Genomic DNA, 22,681 nt, shown 5'->3' on the forward strand with positions numbered 1-22,681 from the left:
CATACGACCAGCGATCTGTCGCTCACTCCACGCGAGTTGCCCCTGGTACCGCCCACTCTCCGGTGAAGATCGGATCCCGCTTTTCCACGAAGGCACGAACCGCGTCGGTAGCGTCCGTCGCGAAATTGACGGCTTGTGCCCTTGCCTCGTTGTCGAGTGCTTCCCGCAACGAGAGCGAGGTGTGATGTTCGAGCATGGCCGCAGACTGACTCAATGCAGCAGGCGGACCGTCGGCGAGCCGTAGCGCCAGTGTCGACGCGTGTTCGTCCAGTTGGGCCGGTTCGACCAGATAGGTCACCAATCCGAGTTCGTAGGCTTCCTGAGCGTCGATCGTCTCGGCGAGCATCACCAGTCGCTTGGCTTGCTGGAGTCCGACCAGTCTCGGCAGGATCCACGAACCCCCGAAGTCGACCGACAACCCGCGTTTGGCAAAGATCTGGCTGAACTTCGCGCCTTTGGCTGCCACGACGAAGTCGCAGAGTAACGCCATGTTCCATCCGGCTCCGACGGCAAACCCGTCGACCTTTGCCACCAGAGGCTTGGGAAACTCACCCAGGGCAGCTGCCGTTGCGTTGATGACGCGCATCCGATCGAGCGGATGCGACGAGCCGCGTTTGTCCAGATCGGAACCCGCGCAGAAGGTGCCACCCGCGCCAGTCAGGATCACCGAGCGAATCTGCGAGTCCTCCTGAAGTTCGAGGACCGCTTCACGGAGCGCGATCCAGGCGTCAAGATCGAGCGCGTTGCGGCGATGCGGTCGATCGAGAACGATCGTTGCGACAGCGCCCGTGCGTTCGATGCTTACGGCCTCGCGCTCGACGGTTTCGGCACTCATGAACCACTCCACACGGGAGAGCGCTTCTCGGCGAATGCGGTGGCACCTTCCTTGGCATCCCGAGATGCGAAGACCGGATCGATGAATTCGCGTTGCGCGACAAAGGCATCCGGATCGGTGTACTTGGCGGACATTGCCAGCACCTGCTTCGTCGCGCGCACAGCCAGCGGACCGTTTGCCGCTACTCGTGCCGCCAGCTCGCGTGCGACAGCCAGAGCCTGTCCCGGTTCGGCGAGTCGATTGACCAGGCCGTGATGATGCGCCACGGCGGCACTGAGTGGGTCACCCGTGATAGCGATCTCCATGGCGAGCTGATACGGGAGAATCTTGGGCAGACGCAGAAGGCCACCGGCGGCCGCGGCAAGCCCCCGCTTCACTTCGGGTAAGCCGAATTTCGCGTCGGAGGATGCCACGATCAGATCCGCTGCCAACGCCAGTTCACAACCGCCGGCGAGTGCCCAACCCTCGACGGCTGCGATCAGCGGCTTCGACGGCGGAGCTTCGGTCAAACCGGCGAACCCACGACCGGGCAGCGATGGTCGCTCGCCGCGTGCGAATCCCTTGAGATCCATACCTGCGCAGAAGGTTCCACCAGCCCCGGTCAGAATTCCGATGGTGAGATCGGACCGTTCCTCGAACTCGTCGATCGCGGCCGCCAAGGCCTTCGCGAGTTCCAGGTTGACCGCGTTCTTGGCCTCGGGACGATTGAGTGTGATGACGGCAATGCCGTCGGCGAAGTCGGTGAGCACGACGCTCATGTTCGGTTCCTACTTCCGTGATGAGAATTTTTGAAAGGTCACTGAGCGCGGAGGCTCCATCGCACGGGCGTGCCGCCGGACGGTGTCACGATCTCCCGCTTGGCCAAAACAACAAGATGAGCATGTGTTTCGCGGACTGCCAGGCGAAGTAGCCGCGGCGACATCTGATCGAACGGGCGAGACCAGGAAATCGTGCGCGAGAGGTCCCAGGCCGTGGACTCGGGCTCGGCCTGCACCGCCTCCACAATTTCCGCCAATCTTTCCTCGTGGTGCCCCATCAATTGACGTGCACGATCAGCGATCCCCCGGAATCGATATTCGTGTGCCGGAAGGACTTCGCATTCACCCAGGGTTGTCGTCGCCTCGAGCGAGAGCAGATAACGATGGAGCGGGTTCTCGAGTTCACCGGGAATCGTGGAGATGTTCGGGCTGATCCTCGGCAACATGTGATCGCCGCTGAACAACAACCCCCGGTCCTCTTCCACGAAGCAGAGATGTCCCGGGGTGTGGCCGGGCGTCCACTGGGCGCGAAGATTCCATCCTGGTAGGTCGAGTGAATCCCCATCGCCCAGAACAACGTCGATGGATTCGTGCTCAGCGAACCGCACCAGGTCGACCCGAGAGGCATCGAGCACTTCCGCCGGCGCGCCGAGTTCGGACAACTGCAAGTTCCAACCACTGATGTCGTTGCGAGTCTGCTCGGGGCCGTGGTATCCGAGAAGCGTCGCGTCGGCCACGTGCATCGCCAACGTTGCACCGCTGACCTGCCGAAGGCGCGGCGCCAGGCCGAAGTGATCGGGATGCAGGTGTGTGATTGCCGCATACCGCACTTCGGAAACGTGGTATCCGATCGACCCTATGCCGTCGACCAGAGCCTGCCACGACTGTTCGTGATCCCAACCGACGTCGATGAGGGCTAGTCCGTCGTCGAGGGCGAGCGCGTAGACGAGCACGTAGCGCAAAGGGTTGTCCGGCATGGGAACAGGGATCGACCACAATCCGTCCCGTACCTGCTCCACCGGTGGAAGGACTTTGTTCGCCCACGCCTCACGTTGTGCGACGCCGACGTCTTCGGTCACGATCATGATGCTTCTCCGCTCGCGTTCAGCATGGTCCGCAGGCTCGACTTGAGCAGTTTTCCGCTCGCATTGCGAGGTAGAGAGTCCACGAAATGGATCTGGCGAGGCTTCTTGTACGACGCCAACTTCGCTGTGCTGAAAGCAATCAACTCCTCGACGCTGGGCACCGCGGCACCGTCGACCAGTTTGACGACTGCGGTCACGGATTCACCCCAGCGCGTGTCGGGAACCCCGACAACCGCGACCTCGGCAACCGAAGGGTGCTCGGCCAGAATGGATTCCACCTCGATCGGATAAACGTTCTCGCCGCCGGTGATGATCATGTCCTTGAGACGATCGGTGACGAACAGATAGCCCTCGTCGTCCAGATGACCGGCATCGCCCGTTCGGAGAAAACCGTCGTGGGTGAACAATTCGGCGGTCTCACGTTCACGTCGCCAGTACCCGCGAGTGTTGTTTCTACTGCGCGCGACGATCTCACCGGATTTGTTGGGCGGCAATTCTGCTCCAGTCGTGACGTCTCGAATGGAGATCTCGACGCCGATCATCGGTTTTCCTGCAGAGCGGAGCAAGTCCGATCGCGGCCCACTCACATGATGGTCGTAGGCGCGAAGGACGGATACCGAACCCGTTGTCTCGGTCATCCCGTATCGCTGAACGAATTTGCAGTTCAACACGTTCATCGCGTGGGCGAGGAGTGCCGGCGTGATCGGCGACGCCCCGTACGCGACCACCTGCAAGCTGGAGAGATCAAACCTGTCGAGGGTAGGCAGATCTACCAGCGTCTGAATGACCGCAGGCACCAGAAATGCGTGGGTGACGTGGTGAGTCGCGATGGCATCAGCGACCCGAGCCGGCGCCATGTCTCCGAGCAGCACCAAAGGCACTCCGGCGGACAGGCACGTACTCATCCAGCCTGCACCGGCGATGTGAAAGAGGGGCAGCGCGTCGAGTGCCACTGCATTCGAACCGAATTCGTACACGTCGAACCCCGCGGGTTCGTTGTACAGATTCCGATGCGTGGCCACGACTCCCTTGGGCCGGCCGGTGGTCCCGGACGTGTACAGCTGCAGAACCGCTGCGTCTGGCTCGTGCCCAAGTCCGGGGTCGACGCCCGTCCCGGACGCCACGAACTCCGCCCAGGTTCGCGAATCCGGCAGACCCCCTGCGGCTCCCACGGTGATGACCGCGATGTGCGGCAACGCTGTGGAAATCGCTGCCGCGCCCACTGCGAACTCGTCGTCGACGATCAAGACGTCGAGTTCTGCGTCCTCGGCGATGTCGACGAGTTCGCGTGGGTTGAGCCGCCAGTTCAACGGAATGAACACAGCGCCTGCCTTCGCACACGCGATGAAGGTTTCCGCGCCTTCGAGACCCATCCGCAGTAGCGCGCCGACACGAGCGCCCGTCGCGGTTACTTCTGCCAACGCACTCGCCAAGGCACTGGTCTCGCCGTCCAGCTCGGCCCACGTCAAAGCTCGGTCGCCGCACGTGATCGCCGGATCGAACGGCCGTGTCGACGCCGAGTGGCGTATCCGGTTGGGTAGGTGAAGCTCGCACACATCACGCTCCTGTGTTCCAGGTACTCACCGAGCGCGAACCGCGGTCAGTGGTACTGGAACAGTCGACCATCGCTATGGCCTGCGCCACAAAGACGAGAAGGCGCACAGAGCCATAGCTCAGACCTATGTCTGCAGGTCGCAGCAAGTCACCGCAGCCAGGGCACCGTCATCTGGGAGAATTCGTCAGATGCAGGCACCCGGGATGGACATACGCAGCGCGCAGTATCTCGTCGCCGTCGTCGACCACGGCAGCGTCACTGCGGCCGCGGACGTCCTGCGTATCTCGCAACCGTCACTGTCGCAGGCCGTACGCAACCTCGAACGAGCACTCGGAGCCACACTCTTCGAGCGCACCACTCGCGGTTTGACTCCCACCACAGTCGGACTGGCAGTCGCCGAGTCTGCACGTGCGTTGCTGTCCGACGTTGCCCGGGCCGAAGCCGCGGTGGCTGCGGTAACCACCTTGCGTGCCGGGGAACTCGCCCTAGCTGTCCAGTCCGATCTGGCCATCGACCCGGTGGCCGAGGTCGCCGGACGCCTCCATCTGACGGCACCCGGAATTCGGTTCTCCACGAACGCCGTCGCGAACGCACAGGACGTGCGAGCACTGGTCAGAGCAGGCGCGTGTGAACTCGGGTTTCTCGAAGCCCACCCGGGTGCCGGTGTCTCCGACGGGCTTCGAGAAATCTCCGTGAGTACCCAGGAAACGGTCTTGTCTGTCCCCGTTCACCTGGCCACAGAACTACCCGACCCGGTTCCACGCGCTGTGGTTGCGCGCTTGCCGATGGTGGTCGAGGCCTCTGCAGCCAGGCGCGGGCATTCGGTCGACGACGACCTGGAACTCACCAACGTCGTGGTGGAAGTACCTGATCGCCTTGCCGTCCGGGAGATGGTCGGCCAAGGCGTAGGCGCCGCACTGCTTCCCAGATCGATCGCCGAACAAGACTCCCCGGCAGCTGAGGTTCGCTCGCTGTTCCCACCGATCACCCGGCAGACGATCTTGGTCTACCGCGACGGGCCGCTCTCGCCGGCCGGGTCCGCGTACATCGAGAAACTCTCGACACGTCACAAGCCGTCTACGAACAGCCTGCCCAACGGGGAGAGCGTCTCCGGATCGAATTCGACGCCGTAATTCAGCGAGATCGCCGGCTCCACCGGAAATATCTCCGCGCCGGACGCGACCGATCTCTCAGCCAGCGAACGCTCCATGAACGCCATACCCAAACCCGCAAAGACGAACGCGCCGACGGTCTCCCGCTGCGCCAGCTCCGTCGACATTCGAGTCGTGGCACCGGCAGCCTGCAGGGACGACTCGATGGCGAGCCGCGCCCGCGAGTGTTTGAGCACGCCCACCACCGGAAGATCGGGCAGTTCCGTCAATGACACCGGCTCTCCTACAGCGGGTTTCACTCCGTTGGGCCACACATCCGGGTGTACCCCCGACGGCACTGCCAGCCAGTACTCGTTCACCCCGATCACTTTTGTCGACAGCGCCGACATGTCCGGGGGCCAATAGCTGAAGACCACCTCGCACGCGCCGTCTGCCAGGACCTGTTCGGTTGTCGCACGCTGCGGTAGTTCACCGACACGTACGGTGACACCAGGCCACTGCTTACGAAAGTTCGCCACGATGCGTGCGATCGGGCCTTCGAGACCATGTGCCGCGGAAAAGATGTCGAGGCGCCCACGAGGCTCGTCGGCCGTACCGATCGCGACATTGAACGCGGCCGCACTACTGCGCATCATCTGCCTGGCCGGCCCTACCAACGCCCGACCTGCTGCCGTCAGAACCAAACCGCGACCGACACGGTGGAACAGTTCGACTCCGAGTTCGCGCTCGAGACCACGAATCCCCTGCGACAGCGACGGCTTGGTGACCGACAGATTCTGCGCTGCCGTCGACAGAGACTCCCCACCGGCAACGGCAAGGAAGTACTCGATCTGACGTAGGTCCACGCCGTCGACTTTGCCATAAACGAAGCCAGGTATACCGGTAGCAAGCACTGCAGGGTGTTCACACACGCTTCATTAATCGGACATTCAGGACACACCTTCTTCTACCCGGCACCACCTACCGTAATTGGTCCAGACCAATTACGGATAGGTCTGAACCACCGCGTCGAAGACAAGGAATCCTCGTGAGACGTACGACCATCGCGATAGCAGCCGTGACCGCGGCTCTCGCCGTTCCCGGCATCGCCCCCGCCGAACCCCAAGCCGAACCCGGCTGGGGCAGTTCGTCCTTCGAATGGGGCAGCTCTTCGGGTGAGAACAACACGCCGCCCGCAGCGCCCGGCGTCAGCGTCCCCGGCGGACGGTACGAGCACCCCGTCGACCTGACCTTCACCGCCGAGCGCGGCGCCACCGTCCGCTACACCGTGGACGGAACGACACCCACCACCGACAGCCAAGCTGCCACGCCGGGACATCCGTTGCAGATCGCACAGGACACCAACGTCACTGTCGCCGCTTTCCGCGGCGATCACGCGAGCGCGGCGGTCTCGTTCGGCTACCTGATCAAGACCTCGGAAAAGCCGCTGGCTCAGGTCGTCGTGATGTCCGACGTCCACGTCGGCGATCACGCGAACAACGACAAGAAGTACGAAAGCTTCTTCGACACAATCGGTTCCATCTTCCCGAAACCAGACGCAATCCTGTCCAACGGCGACATGATCAACGACAACGGAGACGGCAAGGGCCCCGATCACAAGATCGTCGCAGAAATCTTCCAGGCAAACCTCGCCAGGAAGGGTATGAACGACACCCAACTGCTGATCTCCAACGGCAACCACGATGCAAGTCTCGCGGCGATCAGAGCGGGATACCCGACAGAGTGGTTCCCGGATTCCGGTGGCGGATACTACGAATCCGACGTCAGCGGTGTCCATCTCTTCACAGTGAACACCGAGACATACAACAATGATTCAGCACAACGCAATTGGCTGAAGTCCCGCCTGACCGAAATCACCTCGGACTCGGCGAACCTGACCAAACCGATTCTCGTACAGGGCCACCGACCTGCCAGCAACACGGCCATGGACGGCCAGCAAGCGTCGAATCCACGACTGACAGAGGACTTGAGCGCCTTCCCACAGGCAATCTTCTTCTCCGGACACTCGCATCTGAACAACAACGACGATCGGTCGATCCATCAGCGTGACTTCACGTCGGTCAACGACGGTTCGATGTCGTACATCGAAATCGATCACGGCTATCAGATGGTGACCGAATCCGGTCTCGCCAACCGATTCGAATCACCTACGGCCCAAGCACTCTTCGTCGAGGTCTACCAAGACCGCACGGAGATCAACCGCATCAACATGGCGGCAGACAAGCACGACATCTACGCCGGCGGCGCATGGTCGGCGAGTTGGCAGCCGCCGTACTCGAGCGCCGGCACTCTGAGCGGTTCGGGGTGGACGGTCGAGCTCGACGGTTCGACCAACCAGCAGATCAAGGACAACTTCCGCTACACCTCGGGCGCACGGAACACGCACGCACCGGAATTCACCACGACCACCCCGCTCTCGGTGACGACCGGCGAAAACGGTGCGACCGCATTGAGGATCGCGCAGGCCAAGGACGATCAGATGGTGCACCACTACGCCGTCGAGGTCACGGACACGGCCACCGGAGCGAAGGTGGTCTCGTCGAAGGTGCTCTCGGACTTCTACTTCATGCCGCGGCCGAACAGCCTCGACATTCCGATTCCCGATGCCGCAGCGGGCACCGCATACGAAGCCCGCGTCGAAGCCGTTGACGCATACGGCAACCGGTCACCGGTGACAACCCTGGCCTTCAACCGCTGACCCGACACGACAAAGCGGCACCGCGCATATTCGCGGTGCCGCTTCTCGGCTCAGTTGTACGTGCGAAGCAGGCCCTTGCTGATGATCTGCTTCTGGATGTCGCTGGTGCCTTCACCGATCAGAAGGAACGGCGCCTCGCGCATCAACCGCTCGATCTCGTATTCCTTGGAGTAGCCGTACCCACCGTGGATACGGAAGCTGTCCTGCGTGACCTCCGAGCAGAATTCACTCGCCAGGTACTTCGCCATGCCTGCGGCGACGTCGTTGCGCTCACCCGAGTCCTTGAGCCTGGCAGCGTTGACCATCATCAGATGGGCCGCTTCGACTTTGGTGCCCATCTCGGCGATCCGGAACGCGATGGCCTGATGCTCGGCGATCGGCTTGCCGAAAGTCTCGCGTTGCTTGGCGTAGGTGACAGCCAGTTCGAAAGCGCGCTGGGCGATTCCGCAAGCGCGAGCGGCGACGTTGACCCGGCCGATCTCGACGCCGTCCATCATGTGCCGAAATCCCAAACCGGGGGTGCCACCGAGAACCTCTTCGGCTGCGATCTCGAAACCGTCGAAGATCATCTCCGTGGTGTCGATTCCCTTGTAGCCCATCTTCTCGAGCTTGCCCGGAATGGTCAGGCCCGGGAGTACCTCACCGAAACCTGCGGGCTTCTCGATCAATATCGTCGTCAGATTGTTGTGCGGCTTCTCCGCGCCCTCGTCCGTCTTGACCAGGACTGCAACCAGCGTCGACGAACCACCGTTGGTCAGCCACATCTTCTGGCCGTTGACGACGTAGTCGCCCGATTCGGTGCGCCGCGCCCTGGTGGTGATCGCGGCAACGTCCGAACCCAATGCAGGTTCGGACATGGAGAATGCGCCGGTGAGCTCTCCGGACGCCAGACGCGGCAGGTACTTCGCCTTCTGTTCCGGCGTCCCGTGCGCGGAAATCATGTGAGCCACGATGAAATGCGTGTTGATGACACCGGACACGCTCATCCATCCGCGGGCCAACTCTTCGACGCACAGCGCATAGGTAAGCAGTGATTCGCCGATTCCCCCGTACTCGGGGTCGATGGTCAGTCCGAACAGACCCATGTCCTTCATCTGCTTGACGATGTCGGTCGGATACGTATCCGAGTGTTCGAGTTCCTGCGCCGCGGGGATGACGACGCGATCGACGAACTCTCGTACCGCCCCGACGATGTCGGTCTGGGTTTCGGTCAATCCCGCCGTCTGCGCCAAACGAGTCACTGTTCCACCTGTCAGTCGGTACTTCGCACTCTCCTGTCGACGAAACAGATTCGACTACAGGAACTTTCAACCAGCGGCGAGCCGTGCTCAGCAGAGGTCGTGCGTCCATTCAATCCTTGAACGGTATATGTGTCAAAGTCGATTTCACATACGAACCGTATGGCGGAAACTATGTCCGAACAGGTCGTTCCCACTGTTGACAATCCCGCCGCGCGTGCTGGATATTCGAGTGGCCAGGTCGCGGTGGCCCTTCGATCGGTCCCTTCACGCGACGCATTCCCCACCTCTCCTCGAGACAGGCGCATTCCATGCACGACGCAGTCATCTGTGAACCCGTTCGCACCCCGGTAGGCGGATTCGGCGGAGTATTCAAGGACGTTCCCGTCACCACTCTCGCCGGCACTGTTGTGCGTGGCCTCGTCGAACGAACCGGCATTGCGTCCACAGATGTCGACGACGTCATCTTCGGTCAGGGTTACGCCAACGGAGAGGCTGCGGCCATCGGGCGAATCGCGGCACTCGACGCCGGTCTCGACGTGTCCGTTCCCGGAATACAACTCGATCGCCGTTGCGGTTCAGGTTTGCAAGCGATCATCTACGCCGCGATGCAAGTACAGACCGGGATGAGCGACCTGGTCATCGCCGGCGGCGCCGAGAGCATGAGCGGAACCGAGTTCTACTCCACCGACATGCGTTGGGGCACAAAGCGCCCTTCCGTCGAGTTCCACGACCGACTGGCCAAACCGCGCACGAACTCCGGCGGAGTCAACTTCCCGGTCGAGGGCGGAATGATCGAGACCGCCGAGAACTTGCGTCGGGAGTACTCGATCACTCGCGACGAGCAGGACCGTTACGCGGTCCGATCACACGAGCGGGCAGTTCATGCCCAGGACAGCGGGTATTTCGACGACGAGACCATTCCCGTTTCGGTGCCCGGACGCCGTGGTGAGCAGACGGTGGTCACTCGCGACGAGCATCCGCGCCGAGGGATTCAGTTGGCCGATCTCGCTGCACTGCGCCCCATTCGAGGTCGCGTCGATCCCGAAGCCACGGTCACCGCCGGTAATGCGTGCGGCCAGAACGACGCCGGCGCAGCCGCCATCGTCACTACTGCTGCCAACGCCGAACGGCTGGGCCTGCGACCGTTCGCGAAACTGGTCAGCTGGGGTGTGGCCGGTGTGGAGCCGAACCGGATGGGCATCGGCCCGGTTCCTGCCGTGGCGAAGGCACTCTCCCGGGTCGACCTGTCACTCGACGACATCGACCTCATCGAAGTCAACGAGGCCTTCGCGGCCCAGGTTCTCGCGTGCGCCAAGGCCTGGGGATTGAGCGCCCAGGACATCGAGGAACGGTTCAACGTCAACGGTTCCGGCATCTCGCTCGGACATCCTGTCGGCGCAACCGGTGGGCGGATCCTTGCAAATCTGCTGCGCGAACTCGACCGGCGCCAGGGACGGTACGGGATCGAGACCATGTGCATCGGCGGCGGACAAGGGATTGCAGCGGTGTTCGAGAACCTTCGACGCTAGGGAGCGTCAACCGATCGATCCGTCTCGTCGGAGATTCGTGATCTGATCGTCGGTACGCCCCAACTCGGCCATCAGAGAATCCGTCTGCTGGCCGAGAGCTGGAACATCACCCATGCGCATTTCGACATCCGAGTACGTCATCGGAGGCAACACGGCATCGATCGGACCGTGTTCGGTGCCCACGGACCGCCACCTGGCGCGCTTCTCCAGCTGCGGATGTTCCAGCAGACCGGCCATGTCGTTGAGTGCCGCAGCCGGAACACCAGCGGCGGCCAGGCGCTGATCCAGATCTGCCGTCGAGTACAGATGAGTCAGAGAACCCACCAATTCGTCTACCTCACCGCGGTTTTCGACGCGCACGATATTGGTGCGGTACCGCGGATGATCGACCAGATCCTCGCGCTCGAACACGTCCACCATCAGTGCCCGCCATCCACGATCGTTCTGGACGCCGATCAGGATCTCGCCGTCGGCAGTCGGATACGAATCGTAGGGAACGATGGCCGCGTGGCCGAGACCGACGCGCGGAATCTGCTTGTCCGCATACATTTTCATGTACATCGGATGACCCAGCCACTCGACGGTCGAATCGAACATCGAGACCTCGACGAGCGCTCCCTTGCCCGTTCGCTCTCTACGGAACAGGGCGCTCAGAATCGAAGTCAGCGCGTACATTCCTGCCGCGATGTCCGAGACCGGGATGCCGGTCTTGGTGGCCGTTTCCGGCGTGCCTGTCACGGAGATCATTCCGGTCTCGGCTTGGACCAACATGTCGTAGGCCTTGCGCTCGCGCCGTGGGCCGGCGCTGCCGTAGCCGGACATGTCGATCACGATGAGCCGTGGGAATTTCTCGCGCAGTTCTTCCGCGCCGAACCCCAGTCTCGCGGCAGCGTCAGGAGCCAGGTTCTGCAGGAACACGTCGGCTCGCGCGACAAGGTCGAGAACGATCTGCCGGCCGGATTCCGATTTCACGTCGACGGCGATGGATTCCTTGGAACGGTTGAGCCACACGAAGTGTGATGCCTGACCGTGAACCGCTTGGTCGTAGTGACGCGCAAAGTCACCCTCGCCAACGCGTTCTATCTTGATCACCCGCGCACCCATGTCCGCGAGATGTCGGGTGGCGAGCGGTGCCGCCACCGCCTGTTCGAGTGCAACTACGGTGATTCCGTCGAGCGGAAGGTCCGAGTTCGGCTGTCCCATGTCAGTAGTCACCCCAGAAGTTTTACACCCAGAAGTTTTGCACTCTGAATTCTTGCACTCGAACAGGACGGATCAGATGTGGCGGCCGCCGGTGATCTCGAGAACCGTACCCGTCATGTAGCTCGAGAGGTCGCTCGCGAGGAACAGTACAACCGAAGCAACTTCCAAAGGCTCGGCTGCGCGCCCCATCGGAATCTCGGCCAGCTTCTCGTTCCAGATCCGTTCGGGCATCGCCTCGGTCATTGCCGTGCGGACCAGTCCGGGCTGAACGGCGTTGACGCGAACGTTCTTGAACGCGACCTCTTTTGCCGCGGCCTTCGTCAGACCGACGATGCCGGCCTTGGCGGCGGAGTAGTTGGTCTGCCCGAGCATGCCGACCTTGCCGGAGATCGACGAGATGTTCACGATTGCGCCGGTTTCGCGCTCACGCATGCGGGCGGCGGCAGCGCGTGTCCCGTTCCACGCTCCCTTGAGGTGAACGGCGATCACGTCGTCGAAGTCCTGCTCGGTCATCTTCCGCATCGTGGCATCGCGAGTCATGCCGGCGTTGTTGACCATGACATCGACTGGGCCGAAAGCGCTTTCAGCCAGATCGAGCATTGCCTCGACCTGTCCCGAGTCCCGAACGTCGCAGGAAGCGAAACGGGCGACCGACTCTCCGCCGAGTTCGGCGACCGCAGCCGTTCCCACGCCTTCGTTGATGTCGCCGATGACGACGGTCGCGCCTTCCTTGATGAAGGTGCGCGCAATTTCGAGCCCGATCCCCTGTGCTCCGCCCGTCACCACTGCGACCTTGCCGTCCAACAATCCCATGTCCACTCCGTTCGTGAGGTTAAAAGCTCGTCAGGTAAAAAGGTGTCAGCGCTGGTTTTGCTTTTTCGCTTGCGCCACGAGCCCACCGCCGAGAATCAGTCGCTGGATTTCGCTGGTTCCCTCGTACAGGCGCAACAGGCGAACTTCACGGTAGATGCGTTCGACCGGCACACCGCGCATGTACCCGTTGCCACCGTGGATCTGCACGGCGAGATCCGCGACCTTGCCCACCATCTCGGTGCAGAAAAGCTTTGCCGCCGAGGGGCCGAGACGTCGATCCTCACCGCTCACGTAACGCGCGGCTACCTCACGCACCATCGCACGCCCGGCCATGACACCGGCCTGCTGGTCGGCCAGCATCGCTTGAACCAGTTGGAAGTCGCCGATAGCGGTACCGCCCTGTTCCGTGACCACGGAGAACGCGACAGATTCGTCGAGCGCTCGCTGTGCTGCTCCTACCGAGAGCGCCGCGATATGGACTCGTCCACGTGCGAGAGACGTCATCGCAGCGCGGTATCCGGTGTCCTGGTCGCCACCGACGAGGGCCGACTCGGGAACCCGGACGTTGTCGAAGGTGACCTCGGAGGTCCAAGCACCTTCCTGACCCATCTTCTTGTCCTTGGGGCCGACCGTGACGCCCGGCGTGTCGGCCGGAACCAGGAACACTGCGATTCCCGGACCATCGGAATCCGCCGGGCGGGTGCGTGCGAACACCACGAACAGCTGCGCCAGTGGAGCATTGGTGATGAACCGCTTGTTGCCGTCGATGACCCAGTCGGATCCGTCCAGAACTGCCTTGGTCCGAAGGCCGGCCGGGTTGGAGCCCGCGCCCGGTTCGGTCAGAGCGAACGAAGCCACGACGTCACCGGAGGCGATGCGCTCGAGCCACTGAGCCTTCTGCTCGTCGGTACCGAAGCCGACCAATACCTGCCCGGCAATTCCGTTGTTGGTACCGAACATCGAGCGCAGCGCCAGGGACGTGTAGCCGAATTCCATTGCCAATTCGACGTCTTGGGTGAGGTCGAGTCCGAGCCCACCCCATTCCTGAGGGATCGCGTAGCCGAAGAGCCCGATGGCTGCGGCTTTCTTGCGTATGTCCTCAGGAATGGCGTCGGTGTCGGCTATCTCCTGCTCACGCGGAACGACTTCCTTTCGGATGAACTCCCGCGCAGTCGCCAAGATATCTGCGAAGTCATCTGCATCGACCTGCATTCCCACCACTCACCTTGCTGTTTCCGAAGTCCATGCCGTCCTCCGAAGTCAATACCGTGAGGCAATCGGAGTCAAAGACCTGAAAACGAACCGAAGGTAAGGCAGAACCTATAGCAAGTCTCAGACGGTGCGCAGTTCCCGCTTCAGTAGCTTGCCGCTCTGATTGCGCGGGAGTTCGGCCACGAAACGGACGTGCTTGGGCACCTTGAACGGAGCGATCCGTTCCTTGACGTGGGCAATCAACGCCTCGGGCGTCAACTCGTCGTTGCCGGCCTTGAGCACGACGATCGCGGTGACGGCCTCGATCCACTTCTCGTCGGGCGTACCGATCACGGCAACTTCTGCCACTGCGGGGTGCGTGTACACCGCATCTTCGACCTCGCGCGACGCCACCAGGATGCCGCCGGTGTTGATGACGTCCTTGATCCGGTCGACGACCGTGATGAAACCTTCGTCGTCCCGCACGACCAGATCGCCCGAATGGAACCAGCCGTCACGGAAGGCCTCGGCGGTGGCTTCCGGGTTCTCCCAGTAGCCGTTGCACAGCTGCGGCGAGCGGTAGAGAACCTCACCGGACTCACCGTCGGCGACGTCATTTCCGTCGGCGTCGACCACGCGGGTTTCGACGAAGAACACCGCGCGACCGCAGGAAGACGGACGATCGGCATGCTCGCTGGGCTGGAGAACTGTTGCCAGTGGACCGATTTCGGACTGGCCGAAGCAGTTGTAGAAGCCGATGTCCGGGTAACGCTCACGCAGGCGATTGAGCACGGTGACCGGCATGATCGAGGCGCCGTACTGCGCCTTCTTCAGCGAGGACAGATCGCGGGTCTCGAGGTCAGGATGGTTGGCCAGCGGTACCCACACGGTCGGAGCCAGGAACAGCGATCCGATCTTTTCGGCTTCGACACGGCGCAGGATTTCCGGGATGTCCGGCGCCTGCATCAGACTGACCGTTGCGCCCACGGACAGGTACGGCAGCATGAAGACGTGCATGCCCGCGGAGTGGTACATCGGCATGCAGATCAACGGGTTGTCACTCTTGTCGAGCCCCAGCGCGATCACCGAGGACACGTACTCGTGAACCAGCGCACCGTGAGACATCATGGCGCCCTTGGGCTTCGAGGTGGTACCCGAGGTATAGAGCAGCTGCGCCAGAACCGTCGACGTCGCACGCGGTTCGAAGACCGGTACCTCGCCTGCCTCACCGATCGTGACGACCGACAGTTCTGCATCCCGCAGCGCGATCACGTGGTCGAGATCAAGGTCGGAGCGGACCGAGTCGAGCGTCGGCGCCAATGCCGGATCCACCAACACCGCGCGGGCGCCCGACTGCGCCACGAGGTACCGGAGTTCGTCCCCCTTGAGTGCGTAATTGACCGGAACATGCACCAAACCTGCTCGCGCACAAGCAAGGAATCCGATTGCATAGGCGTCGGAATTGGTTCCGTATGCCGCGACGCGGTCGCCGTGTTCGAGACCCAGACCGAGCAGATAGGCCGCGACCCGGGTGACCGCGTCGTCGAGTTCGCGGTACGTGCGGGTGCGATCCTCGAAGACGACGGCTACGCGGTCGGGGTACTTGGCTGCCGAGCGCCGAAGCACTCCGTCGACGGTGTTGGTGCGTGGATCCAGGCTCATGCGCCCCAGGTTATAGGACGTCCAACTAAACCGGAAGAGCGATCGTTACTTATTGCGCCATTCGGGCTTTCGCTTGTCCACGAAGGCTTGCATACCTTCTTGAGCGTCGCAGGTCACGGCGTTGGTTGCCATCGTTTCCGCCATCGCCTCGTACGCCTGCGCTTGCGGCAGATCGATCTGGTGATAGAACGCCTGCTTGCCGATCTTCACCGTCAAGGGGCTGGCCGTCGTGATCTTGGCGGCCAGTTCGCGCACCTCCCGGTCAAGGTCTTCGGGCGGGACGACAAAGTTCACCAGACCCCAATCCGCAGCGGTCTCGGCGTCGATCGTCTGACCGGTCAGCAACATCTGCATCGACCGCTTGCGCCCTACCGCCCTGCTCAGAGCAACCATCGGCGTCGAGCAGAACAGTCCGATCTTGACGCCGGGAGTACCGAAAACAGCGTTCGACGCTGCAACGACCAGATCACACGACGCGGCCAACTGGCAGCCCGCCGCGATAGCCGGGCCCTGGACTGCGGCAATCACCGGCTGCGGAATCCGCTGCACGGTCTCCATCATCTCGGTACAGCCGTCGAAGATCGCCCGCTCGTCCTCGAGGGTTCTCCCGATCATCTCCGTCAGATCGTGGCCCGCGGAGAACACCGGGCCTTCAGCGCGCACGACGACAACCCGTACGCGCTCGTCCGCAGCCAACTCGAGAAGGGCAGCCGTCACCTCGCGCATGGTCTCCGCCGAGAGCGGATTGCGGCGCGCCGGCCGATCGAGCGTCAGGAAACCGAGTCCCACCGATTCCTCGACGGAAATCTTCACTGCAGTGTTTTCTACCTGTGTCTGCGACATGTGTTCTCTCTACCAATCGAATCCGTCCCGGTCAACGAGACGAAAAGGGCATCCGCTCGCGCCGCGTCGATACGGTCCGGTCAATACTTCGCCACTACGAGGAGTGCCCATGAGCACCGATGTCGCCGTCACCACCGATCTCGAACAGATACTGCGCGCCCAGCAGGAAGCAACTCGCGCCGCCGGGCTTCCGTCCGCGCAGACACGACGCGAGCGCATCCAACGCGTCGTCGAACTCCTGGTCGCAAACCACAAGGATTTGACCGAAGCGATCAACGAAGACTTCGGCGGTCGAATTCCGGCCTACTCGGTGATGAATGACGTTCTGGGATCGATGGTTTCACTCAAGCACGTTCGTGATTCTCTCGAAGAGTGGATGATTCGCTCACCGAGAGCGACCGGAGCGATGCAGGACCAACTCGGTGCCACGGCGTACGTGTCGTACCAACCCAAGGGCTCGATCGGCATCATCGGAACCTGGAACGCACCACTCTTCACTCTCCTGAGCCCCCTCGCGTGCACTCTGGGAGCGGGAAATCGCGCGGTTCTCAAACCGTCGGAGATCGTGCCCAACACTGCGGCCGTCCTGGCCGAGGCGGCGCGTCGAACGCTCGACCCTGTGGAGGTCGCGGTGGTGACCGGCGGCCCGGAAGTCGCTGATCTGCTGACGTCCCTGCCTTTCGACCACCTCGTCTTCACCGGCAGCACGACCGTCGGCAAGCTGGTCATGGCCAATGCTGCGAAGAACCTGGTTCCGGTCACCCTCGAACTCGGCGGCAAGTCACCGAGCGTCTTGAGCCGCAGTGCCGATATCACCTCTGCTGCTTCGCGTTTGGCTATCGCGAAGTCGACCAACGCCGGTCAACTCTGCGTCTCTCCCGATCTGATCTACGTCCCACGCGAGAACACGGAAGCGTTCATCGGCGCATTCACCGATCAGTTCACGGGACTGTTCCCCACCATCGCCGACAACAAGAACATGGTCTCGATAGTCAGCGATCGTCACCTTGCACGCATCGAGGGGTACATCGAGGACGCCGAAGAACGTGGAGCACGAATCATCACCGTTCCCGACGAAGAACTCTCCGCTGACACTCGTCGTCGCCCACTGCGAATTGTGGTCGACCCTCCGACCGACGCACTGATCATGAAGGAGGAGATCTTCGGGCCGGCCGTCGTGATCCTGCCGTACGACGAACTCGACAGCGTTGTCGCGGACATCAATTCACGTCCGAAGCCGTTGGCGCTGTACTACTTCGGAACCGATCTGGACGAGAAGGAGTCCGTACTCGAACGCACCGTCTCGGGTGGCGTCACCATCAACGACGCGATGTCTCACCCCGGACTGAGCGACGCACCCTTCGGCGGCGTCGGGGCTTCGGGTATCGGGCACTACCACGGGCGCGAGGGTTTCCTCGAGTTCAGTCACGCGCGAACGGTATTCGAAGCAGCGCAGCATGATCCGCGCGGCGAGTGGGGAATGCTCCCGCCTTACGGTGAGGGTTTCGAGCAGATGATGTTGGCTCAGGTGACGCCCTAGGGCCTCCGGCCCCGTGCGCCTTTTTGGTAGTTCGCGCTACCGGAAAGGCGCACCGGCAAGGCCGCGGCTGAGGAACTCCACCAACTGACCCGGCTCGGTGTCCTGCGACTCGATCAGTTGGATCAGCTCTTTCTTGTCTTCTACCGCAAGCGGTTCGATGCCACCGAAGGTGCGCATCGTGGACCCGGCCGGAAGAACACGAGCACACACGAGTGTGCCTGGCTCGAGGTTCAGCGAGCCCCACTCGTCCGTGACCTTCACCAGATGACCGTTGCGGACGTCGCTGAGGGTCACCAACTGTCCCGGCTCCGTCGAGGCAACCTTGTACACCGAGCGCGCAATTTTCAACCACTCGTCGGCCAGTTCCCGCTCGTCGGAGGGCAGCAGTTCTCCGCGGCGCTCGACAAACGCCTCGAAGATGCCGACGTCGAACAAGGCAGCATCGACGGCCAAACCACCTTCGACGGCCAGCGTCAGTGCCTCTTCGCTGTTGAACTGCTCGGCACGAATGAGCGCGAGATCGAATACGGCGTCGAAGTACTCCGGTGTGCGCGAGAACAACTGAGCCTTGACGTAGAGCCAGCTGGCCCGATCGTCGAATGTCACTTCGGACTTACCGAGATGACAAACCTTGAACTTTCGACCGGAACCGCACCAGCACTTGTCATTTCGACCGAGCTCGGGGTGCTCGGCCGGCGCATAGCGCTGAAGAACCTCATGCAGAACTTCGGACTCGCCACCCTCGATCCGGCCCAGCAAAGCCAGCGCTCGCGTCACATCGCTGCGATCGGCCGCCAGTAGCGCCAGATCGAAGATCGCCGGAGTCCAGTCGGGATCAAGATCGTGCGCTGATTCGTACGACGCCTCAGCGGCCAGGATCTTGCCGAGACGGTCCGAAGCTTTGCCCGCCAGCCAGTGCGCTGCCGGCTTGACTCGGCGCGGCCCCTTCTCCGCGAGAGCAGTTGCAACAGAATGCAATGCGGAATCATGGTCATCGAGTTCGGACAACAGTTCCAATGCTGCCGCAGCCGCGGGCGGCTCGGCGATGCCGACGAAGGTCTGCGGATCCTCCTTGATCTGCTTGCGCGCCCAGTCCGAGACATCCTCGACACCTTCGGCTTTCGCGGCCATGACCACATCGACGAAGGCGATCACCGACGCGGCTTCTTCAGAGTGCAGGTTCTCTCGAATCTCGAGCATCCTGGCCCGGTTCGCCAGGTGGTATGCCTCGAAATCGAAACCGTCCACCGCAACGTAATCACCGTCGCGAACGTAACCTGCCGCCTCGAGCATCTCGCCCAGCGGGGCGGTCGGCTGACGGAACAGCGACGGCTCGTCGAGCATCAACTGCCAGACAATGGCATCGAGGGTGTCCGCACCGATGTCGGCAAGGACCGTCGCCAGGTTCTCGCCGAATCCGGGTGCGGGATCCAGTACCTCGGGGATGGTGCAGAGCGTCAACTCGCGGTCAGCGACGAACAATCCGATCAAGTCACCTGCCGAGCACTCGGCAAGGGTGTCGGTGTCGAGCAGAAAACCTTCGTCGTGCGGGAACTCCGGGTCTTCGATCCCACGATCAGCCAACAGATCGTCGTCGATCCCGCGATGCACGACGCTGATGCCGTGGATCTCGTCGTCGTCACGATCGAGGAAAACTCGCAGCATCATCAGATCGGGATTGGCGTCGAGAACGCCGGACTTGATCTCCGCTTCGGTGAGGCGATGGGTCAACACTCGATGCTCGAACAACGTGTCGAGTGCGGCGTACCGCTCCTCACTCAAGTATCCGAGCAGTGGGTCCTCGACGTACTCGACGAATTCGGCCATGTCCTCGGCTGTACCGTGCCCGGCGTCAGCCAACAGGGTGCCCCAGTCCGCCACTGTCTGCGGGCCGTGCTCACGCAACAACTCCATCGCGGCTTCGGCGATCAAGTCATTGGCATCCATCGGTTCGTTCACCTATCCAACTTTAACGGGGTCGACTCGATACATCGTCACCGGTCATCGGTCGAGTGATCGGCGCCTCCACGCGACTCACGCACCAGTTCGTCGGCGTCGAGATCCTCGGAAGCAAGAACCTCGAGAACCCTCGCGGCCTGCGATTGCGAAGCCATGACCACCACGCCCACCGCAAGCGCGCCAGTGGGGGCCGTCAGGACCCGAGCACTGATCACATCACCGGGCTTGCCTTCGACCGAGTGAGCAACCGTGACGGTCTCCTTGGACCCACGATCGAGCAGCACGACACCGGTGTCGGAAGATTCGACCACCTCGTACACCGACCTCCTGGTTCCGAGCCACTGCGCAGCTGTCACTACTTCCGCCTCCGGGAGGAGTTCACTGCGTCTGGCCAGGAAGTCGGCAAAGATCCCACCCTCGAACAGAGCCACATCCAGTGCCGAGCCGTCGAAGATCGTGGTGGCGAGCAGTTCGTCCTCGGAGAGATTCTCGTTTTCGAGATCGTCGAGCCCGGTCACGGTGTCGACGAACTCGGAGGCAAAGGCAAACAGACAGGCCTTCTTGTACAACCACCGACCGTCCGCCTTGACGGATTCATCCGCCTTTCCGAGGTGGCAAACCTTGTACTTGCGGCCGGAACCACACCAGCACTTGTCGTTTCGCCCGAGTTCCGGGTGATCGGTTGGGACGAAGTCCTGCAGTACGGCGTAGAGATTCTCTTCACTTCCGCCGTCGATCCGCCCGAGCAGTGACAGTGCCCGGATCGCGTCGCCGCGGTCCGACGCGAACTGGGCCAGTTCGAACAAAGCAGGACCCCAACCAGATTCGGCAAGTAGCGCCTTCTCGTAGTGCGCTTCCGCTTCGAGGACGCGTCCCAGCCGATCGACGGCCTTACCGGCCAGCCAATGAGCCGCCGCCCGCACCGACCTCGGCCCTCGCTCGGCCAGTTCGGCCGCAAGCGCTTCGAGAATCGCATCGGTCACCGGATCCTGATTCCGAAATCCGAGATCGAACACTGCTACCGCTGCACCCGGATCTGCGAGTGAGACAAAAGAATCCGGGGCAGCGCTCACATGACGGTGGGCCCAGTCCGCGATATCGAAGTCGGCGATGACCGCGTCGGTGTATCCGCGGTCCGCCAGATCGACAAACGCGACGGCAGAGACTGCCTCGTCGTGGGTCAGATCGTAGGTACTGGCGACCAAGGCTGTCCGAATCTGCAGATCGTAAGCGTCGAAGTCGAATCCCCGACGCGCCAGCAATTCTCGCTCATGTTCGTAGCCTGCCGCCTCGAAGAACTCGCCCAGCGGCGCAATGGGAACCGTGAAGAGTGACGGATCCGCGAGGAGGAGTTGCCAGCACACGGAATCGAGTGCCTCGACTCCGTCGTCCTCGAAAAGCTCGTCCAGGGCGGGAGCAAGATCGGGCTCGTCCTCGATCTCCACCAGGCGAAAAGCAAGTCTTCCGTCTTCGACGGCAAGACCGACGAGATCGCCGTCGGCACACTCGCCGAGGGTTCCGACCGGAAGAACCACAACTCGTCGACTCCGGAAGGGAGCAGCTCCGCGTTCCAGGGCTGCTTCTTCCGCCGGGGCCACCCGGATCGCCCCGTCCTGACCACCGCCGAATGCCAAGATCGGTTCCAGGTCGGGGCTCGCGTCAAGGATGTCGGACGCAATCTCGAGCTCACTGAGCCGGTGAGTGAACACGAGCCCTTCGAGGGCCGCGTCGAGGGCGAAGTACTTTCCGTTGGGCAGGTACCCGAGCATCGGTTCGGACAGGTACTCGAGTACATCGGCCAACTCGGTCGCAGTTCCGTACTCCTCGAGATGGGTCGCCCACTCTTCGAGACTCAGCGGGCCTTGCTCGCGCAGAACAGCCACAGCAGCGGAGGCAATGGAACCAGCAGCGTCGTCGTCGAAATCAGTCACCCGCCAATGGTAGGCGACTTATTGCAGTCCACTGAGCCCCTCGCCCAGCACGGTCGCACCGAGGATCGCCAGGATGACCGCCATCATCACTGCGTTGTTGGCGGTCATCCATGCCTTCGCGGATGCGAGGATCTCGTCGGCTCGTTTGCCGGAGAACACCTTCACCAGGATCGGCGACGCGATGCCGACGCTGGCGATCACCGTGAAGACGACCGCCGCAACAATCTGTTGAGCAACAACATTCGTGGCGACCGCGATAGTGGCCGCACCGGATACCGCCAGCGCAGCATTCTTGGGATTGACCGCCGCGGACAAGAACGCCAACGCGAAAGCCTTGCGCGGCGTCAATCCGTCGATGCTCTTCATCCACTTCGGAACTGTCGGATCACTTCCGTCTCTCGGTCGCGCTCGCCACTGCTTGTACGCCAATCCGAACAGAACAAGGCCCAACACGATTCGTACGACGCTCGACCACACCGAAGTCTGCGACGACTCCGACTCCGCGAACGAGTAGTCCGCGATCACGATGGTCGCTGCAACGACCGCCGATATACCGAGCACCCACCCGAGGAGAAAAGATGCCGCCCCGCGATGTGCTCCGGCGGTAACCATCACGAGCACGATCACCGCCATGGGCATCGAGACGAAAAGCAGACCGAGGGCAAGAGGCAGAGACAGACCGATCGCGGCTAGCACCGAAAACCTCCAGTTGAATGCACGATCGAT

Annotated in this window: 18 protein-coding genes; 4 read left to right on the forward strand and 14 right to left on the reverse strand. The window is 62.3% G+C overall.

Annotation, left to right across the window (positions count from 1 at the left end; genetic code table 11):
- Positions 1 to 22: 22 nt before the first annotated feature.
- From ACWF6P_RS08300 to ACWF6P_RS08315, 4 genes are read right to left on the reverse strand one after another with little or no spacing between them, the layout of a single operon-like run.
- A complete protein-coding gene (locus ACWF6P_RS08300) occupies positions 23 to 835 on the reverse strand; it encodes an enoyl-CoA hydratase/isomerase family protein (RefSeq protein ID WP_452620692.1) in 813 nt (270 codons plus the stop codon).
- The gene (locus tag ACWF6P_RS08305; RefSeq protein ID WP_283302961.1) at positions 832 to 1,593 is read right to left on the reverse strand and encodes a crotonase/enoyl-CoA hydratase family protein; all 762 of its coding nucleotides are present in this window, start codon (positions 1,591 to 1,593) and stop codon (positions 832 to 834) included. The genes ACWF6P_RS08300 and ACWF6P_RS08305 overlap by 4 nt, the downstream gene beginning before the upstream one ends.
- Positions 1,594 to 1,631: 38 nt before the next feature.
- The gene (locus ACWF6P_RS08310) at positions 1,632 to 2,678 is read right to left on the reverse strand and encodes an MBL fold metallo-hydrolase (protein ID WP_452620693.1); all 1,047 of its coding nucleotides are present in this window, start codon (positions 2,676 to 2,678) and stop codon (positions 1,632 to 1,634) included.
- Positions 2,675 to 4,234, reverse strand: coding sequence for an AMP-binding protein (locus ACWF6P_RS08315; protein ID WP_452620694.1), 1,560 nt, complete (start codon positions 4,232 to 4,234; stop codon positions 2,675 to 2,677). Before ACWF6P_RS08315 ends, ACWF6P_RS08310 begins: the two co-directional genes overlap by 4 nt.
- A gap of 202 nt (positions 4,235 to 4,436) precedes the next feature.
- Here ACWF6P_RS08315 and ACWF6P_RS08320 point away from each other — a divergent pair, with 202 nt between their 5' ends.
- On the forward strand, positions 4,437 to 5,366 hold the full coding sequence (locus ACWF6P_RS08320; RefSeq protein WP_452620695.1) for a LysR family transcriptional regulator: 930 nt from the start codon (positions 4,437 to 4,439) through the stop codon (positions 5,364 to 5,366).
- Here the strand turns inward: ACWF6P_RS08320 and ACWF6P_RS08325 are convergent.
- Positions 5,300 to 6,190: a LysR family transcriptional regulator gene (locus ACWF6P_RS08325; RefSeq protein WP_452620696.1), complete on the reverse strand. Its 891-nt coding sequence runs from the start codon at positions 6,188 to 6,190 to the stop codon at positions 5,300 to 5,302. The genes ACWF6P_RS08320 and ACWF6P_RS08325 overlap by 67 nt on opposite strands.
- A gap of 182 nt (positions 6,191 to 6,372) precedes the next feature.
- Between ACWF6P_RS08325 and ACWF6P_RS08330 the strand changes: the two genes are divergently transcribed.
- Positions 6,373 to 8,043 (forward strand): chitobiase/beta-hexosaminidase C-terminal domain-containing protein, encoded by a 1,671-nt coding sequence (locus ACWF6P_RS08330; RefSeq protein ID WP_452620697.1) that lies wholly within the window; start codon positions 6,373 to 6,375, stop codon positions 8,041 to 8,043.
- Positions 8,044 to 8,093: 50 nt separating this feature from the next.
- Here ACWF6P_RS08330 and ACWF6P_RS08335 read toward each other — a convergent pair whose 3' ends face one another.
- Positions 8,094 to 9,284, reverse strand: a complete 1,191-nt coding sequence (locus ACWF6P_RS08335) for an acyl-CoA dehydrogenase family protein (RefSeq protein WP_378446882.1) — start codon at positions 9,282 to 9,284, stop codon at positions 8,094 to 8,096.
- Between the two features lie 308 nt (positions 9,285 to 9,592).
- On the opposite strand from ACWF6P_RS08335, the gene ACWF6P_RS08340 reads away from it, so the two are divergent.
- Positions 9,593 to 10,813 carry an acetyl-CoA C-acetyltransferase gene (locus tag ACWF6P_RS08340; protein WP_452620698.1) on the forward strand — a complete coding sequence of 407 codons (1,221 nt, stop codon included), beginning with the start codon at positions 9,593 to 9,595 and terminating at the stop codon, positions 10,811 to 10,813.
- Between the two features lie 6 nt (positions 10,814 to 10,819).
- On the opposite strand, the gene ACWF6P_RS08345 is transcribed toward ACWF6P_RS08340, so the two are convergent.
- From ACWF6P_RS08345 to ACWF6P_RS08365, 5 genes are all read right to left on the reverse strand, one after another.
- Positions 10,820 to 12,016, reverse strand: a complete 1,197-nt coding sequence (locus ACWF6P_RS08345; RefSeq protein WP_452620788.1) for a CaiB/BaiF CoA transferase family protein — start codon at positions 12,014 to 12,016, stop codon at positions 10,820 to 10,822.
- A 72-nt stretch (positions 12,017 to 12,088) separates the two neighbouring features.
- Complete coding sequence (fabG, locus tag ACWF6P_RS08350) at positions 12,089 to 12,829, reverse strand: 3-oxoacyl-ACP reductase FabG (RefSeq protein ID WP_452620699.1); 741 nt, start codon at positions 12,827 to 12,829, stop codon at positions 12,089 to 12,091.
- 45 nt (positions 12,830 to 12,874) lie between these two features.
- Positions 12,875 to 14,041: an acyl-CoA dehydrogenase family protein gene (locus ACWF6P_RS08355; RefSeq protein WP_007729538.1), complete on the reverse strand. Its 1,167-nt coding sequence runs from the start codon at positions 14,039 to 14,041 to the stop codon at positions 12,875 to 12,877.
- A gap of 120 nt (positions 14,042 to 14,161) precedes the next feature.
- Positions 14,162 to 15,682, reverse strand: coding sequence for an acyl-CoA synthetase (locus ACWF6P_RS08360; RefSeq protein WP_452620700.1), 1,521 nt, complete (start codon positions 15,680 to 15,682; stop codon positions 14,162 to 14,164).
- Between the two features lie 45 nt (positions 15,683 to 15,727).
- On the reverse strand, positions 15,728 to 16,525 hold the full coding sequence (locus tag ACWF6P_RS08365; protein ID WP_378531354.1) for an enoyl-CoA hydratase: 798 nt from the start codon (positions 16,523 to 16,525) through the stop codon (positions 15,728 to 15,730).
- 109 nt (positions 16,526 to 16,634) lie between these two features.
- On the opposite strand from ACWF6P_RS08365, the gene ACWF6P_RS08370 reads away from it, so the two are divergent.
- Complete coding sequence (locus ACWF6P_RS08370; protein WP_452620701.1) at positions 16,635 to 18,065, forward strand: coniferyl aldehyde dehydrogenase; 1,431 nt, start codon at positions 16,635 to 16,637, stop codon at positions 18,063 to 18,065.
- A gap of 36 nt (positions 18,066 to 18,101) precedes the next feature.
- On the opposite strand, the gene ACWF6P_RS08375 is transcribed toward ACWF6P_RS08370, so the two are convergent.
- The 3 genes from ACWF6P_RS08375 to ACWF6P_RS08385 all read right to left on the reverse strand — a co-directional run bounded on the left by ACWF6P_RS08375 (position 18,102) and on the right by ACWF6P_RS08385 (position 22,651).
- Positions 18,102 to 20,024 (reverse strand): SEC-C metal-binding domain-containing protein, encoded by a 1,923-nt coding sequence (locus ACWF6P_RS08375; RefSeq protein WP_452620702.1) that lies wholly within the window; start codon positions 20,022 to 20,024, stop codon positions 18,102 to 18,104.
- A 35-nt stretch (positions 20,025 to 20,059) separates the two neighbouring features.
- Complete coding sequence (locus ACWF6P_RS08380) at positions 20,060 to 21,469, reverse strand: SEC-C metal-binding domain-containing protein (RefSeq protein WP_452620789.1); 1,410 nt, start codon at positions 21,467 to 21,469, stop codon at positions 20,060 to 20,062.
- 504 nt (positions 21,470 to 21,973) lie between these two features.
- Positions 21,974 to 22,651: a GAP family protein gene (locus tag ACWF6P_RS08385; protein ID WP_452620703.1), complete on the reverse strand. Its 678-nt coding sequence runs from the start codon at positions 22,649 to 22,651 to the stop codon at positions 21,974 to 21,976.
- Between the last annotated feature and the right edge of the window lie 30 nt (positions 22,652 to 22,681).

It is taken from the genome of Rhodococcus sp. NPDC055024 (assembly GCF_053608585.1).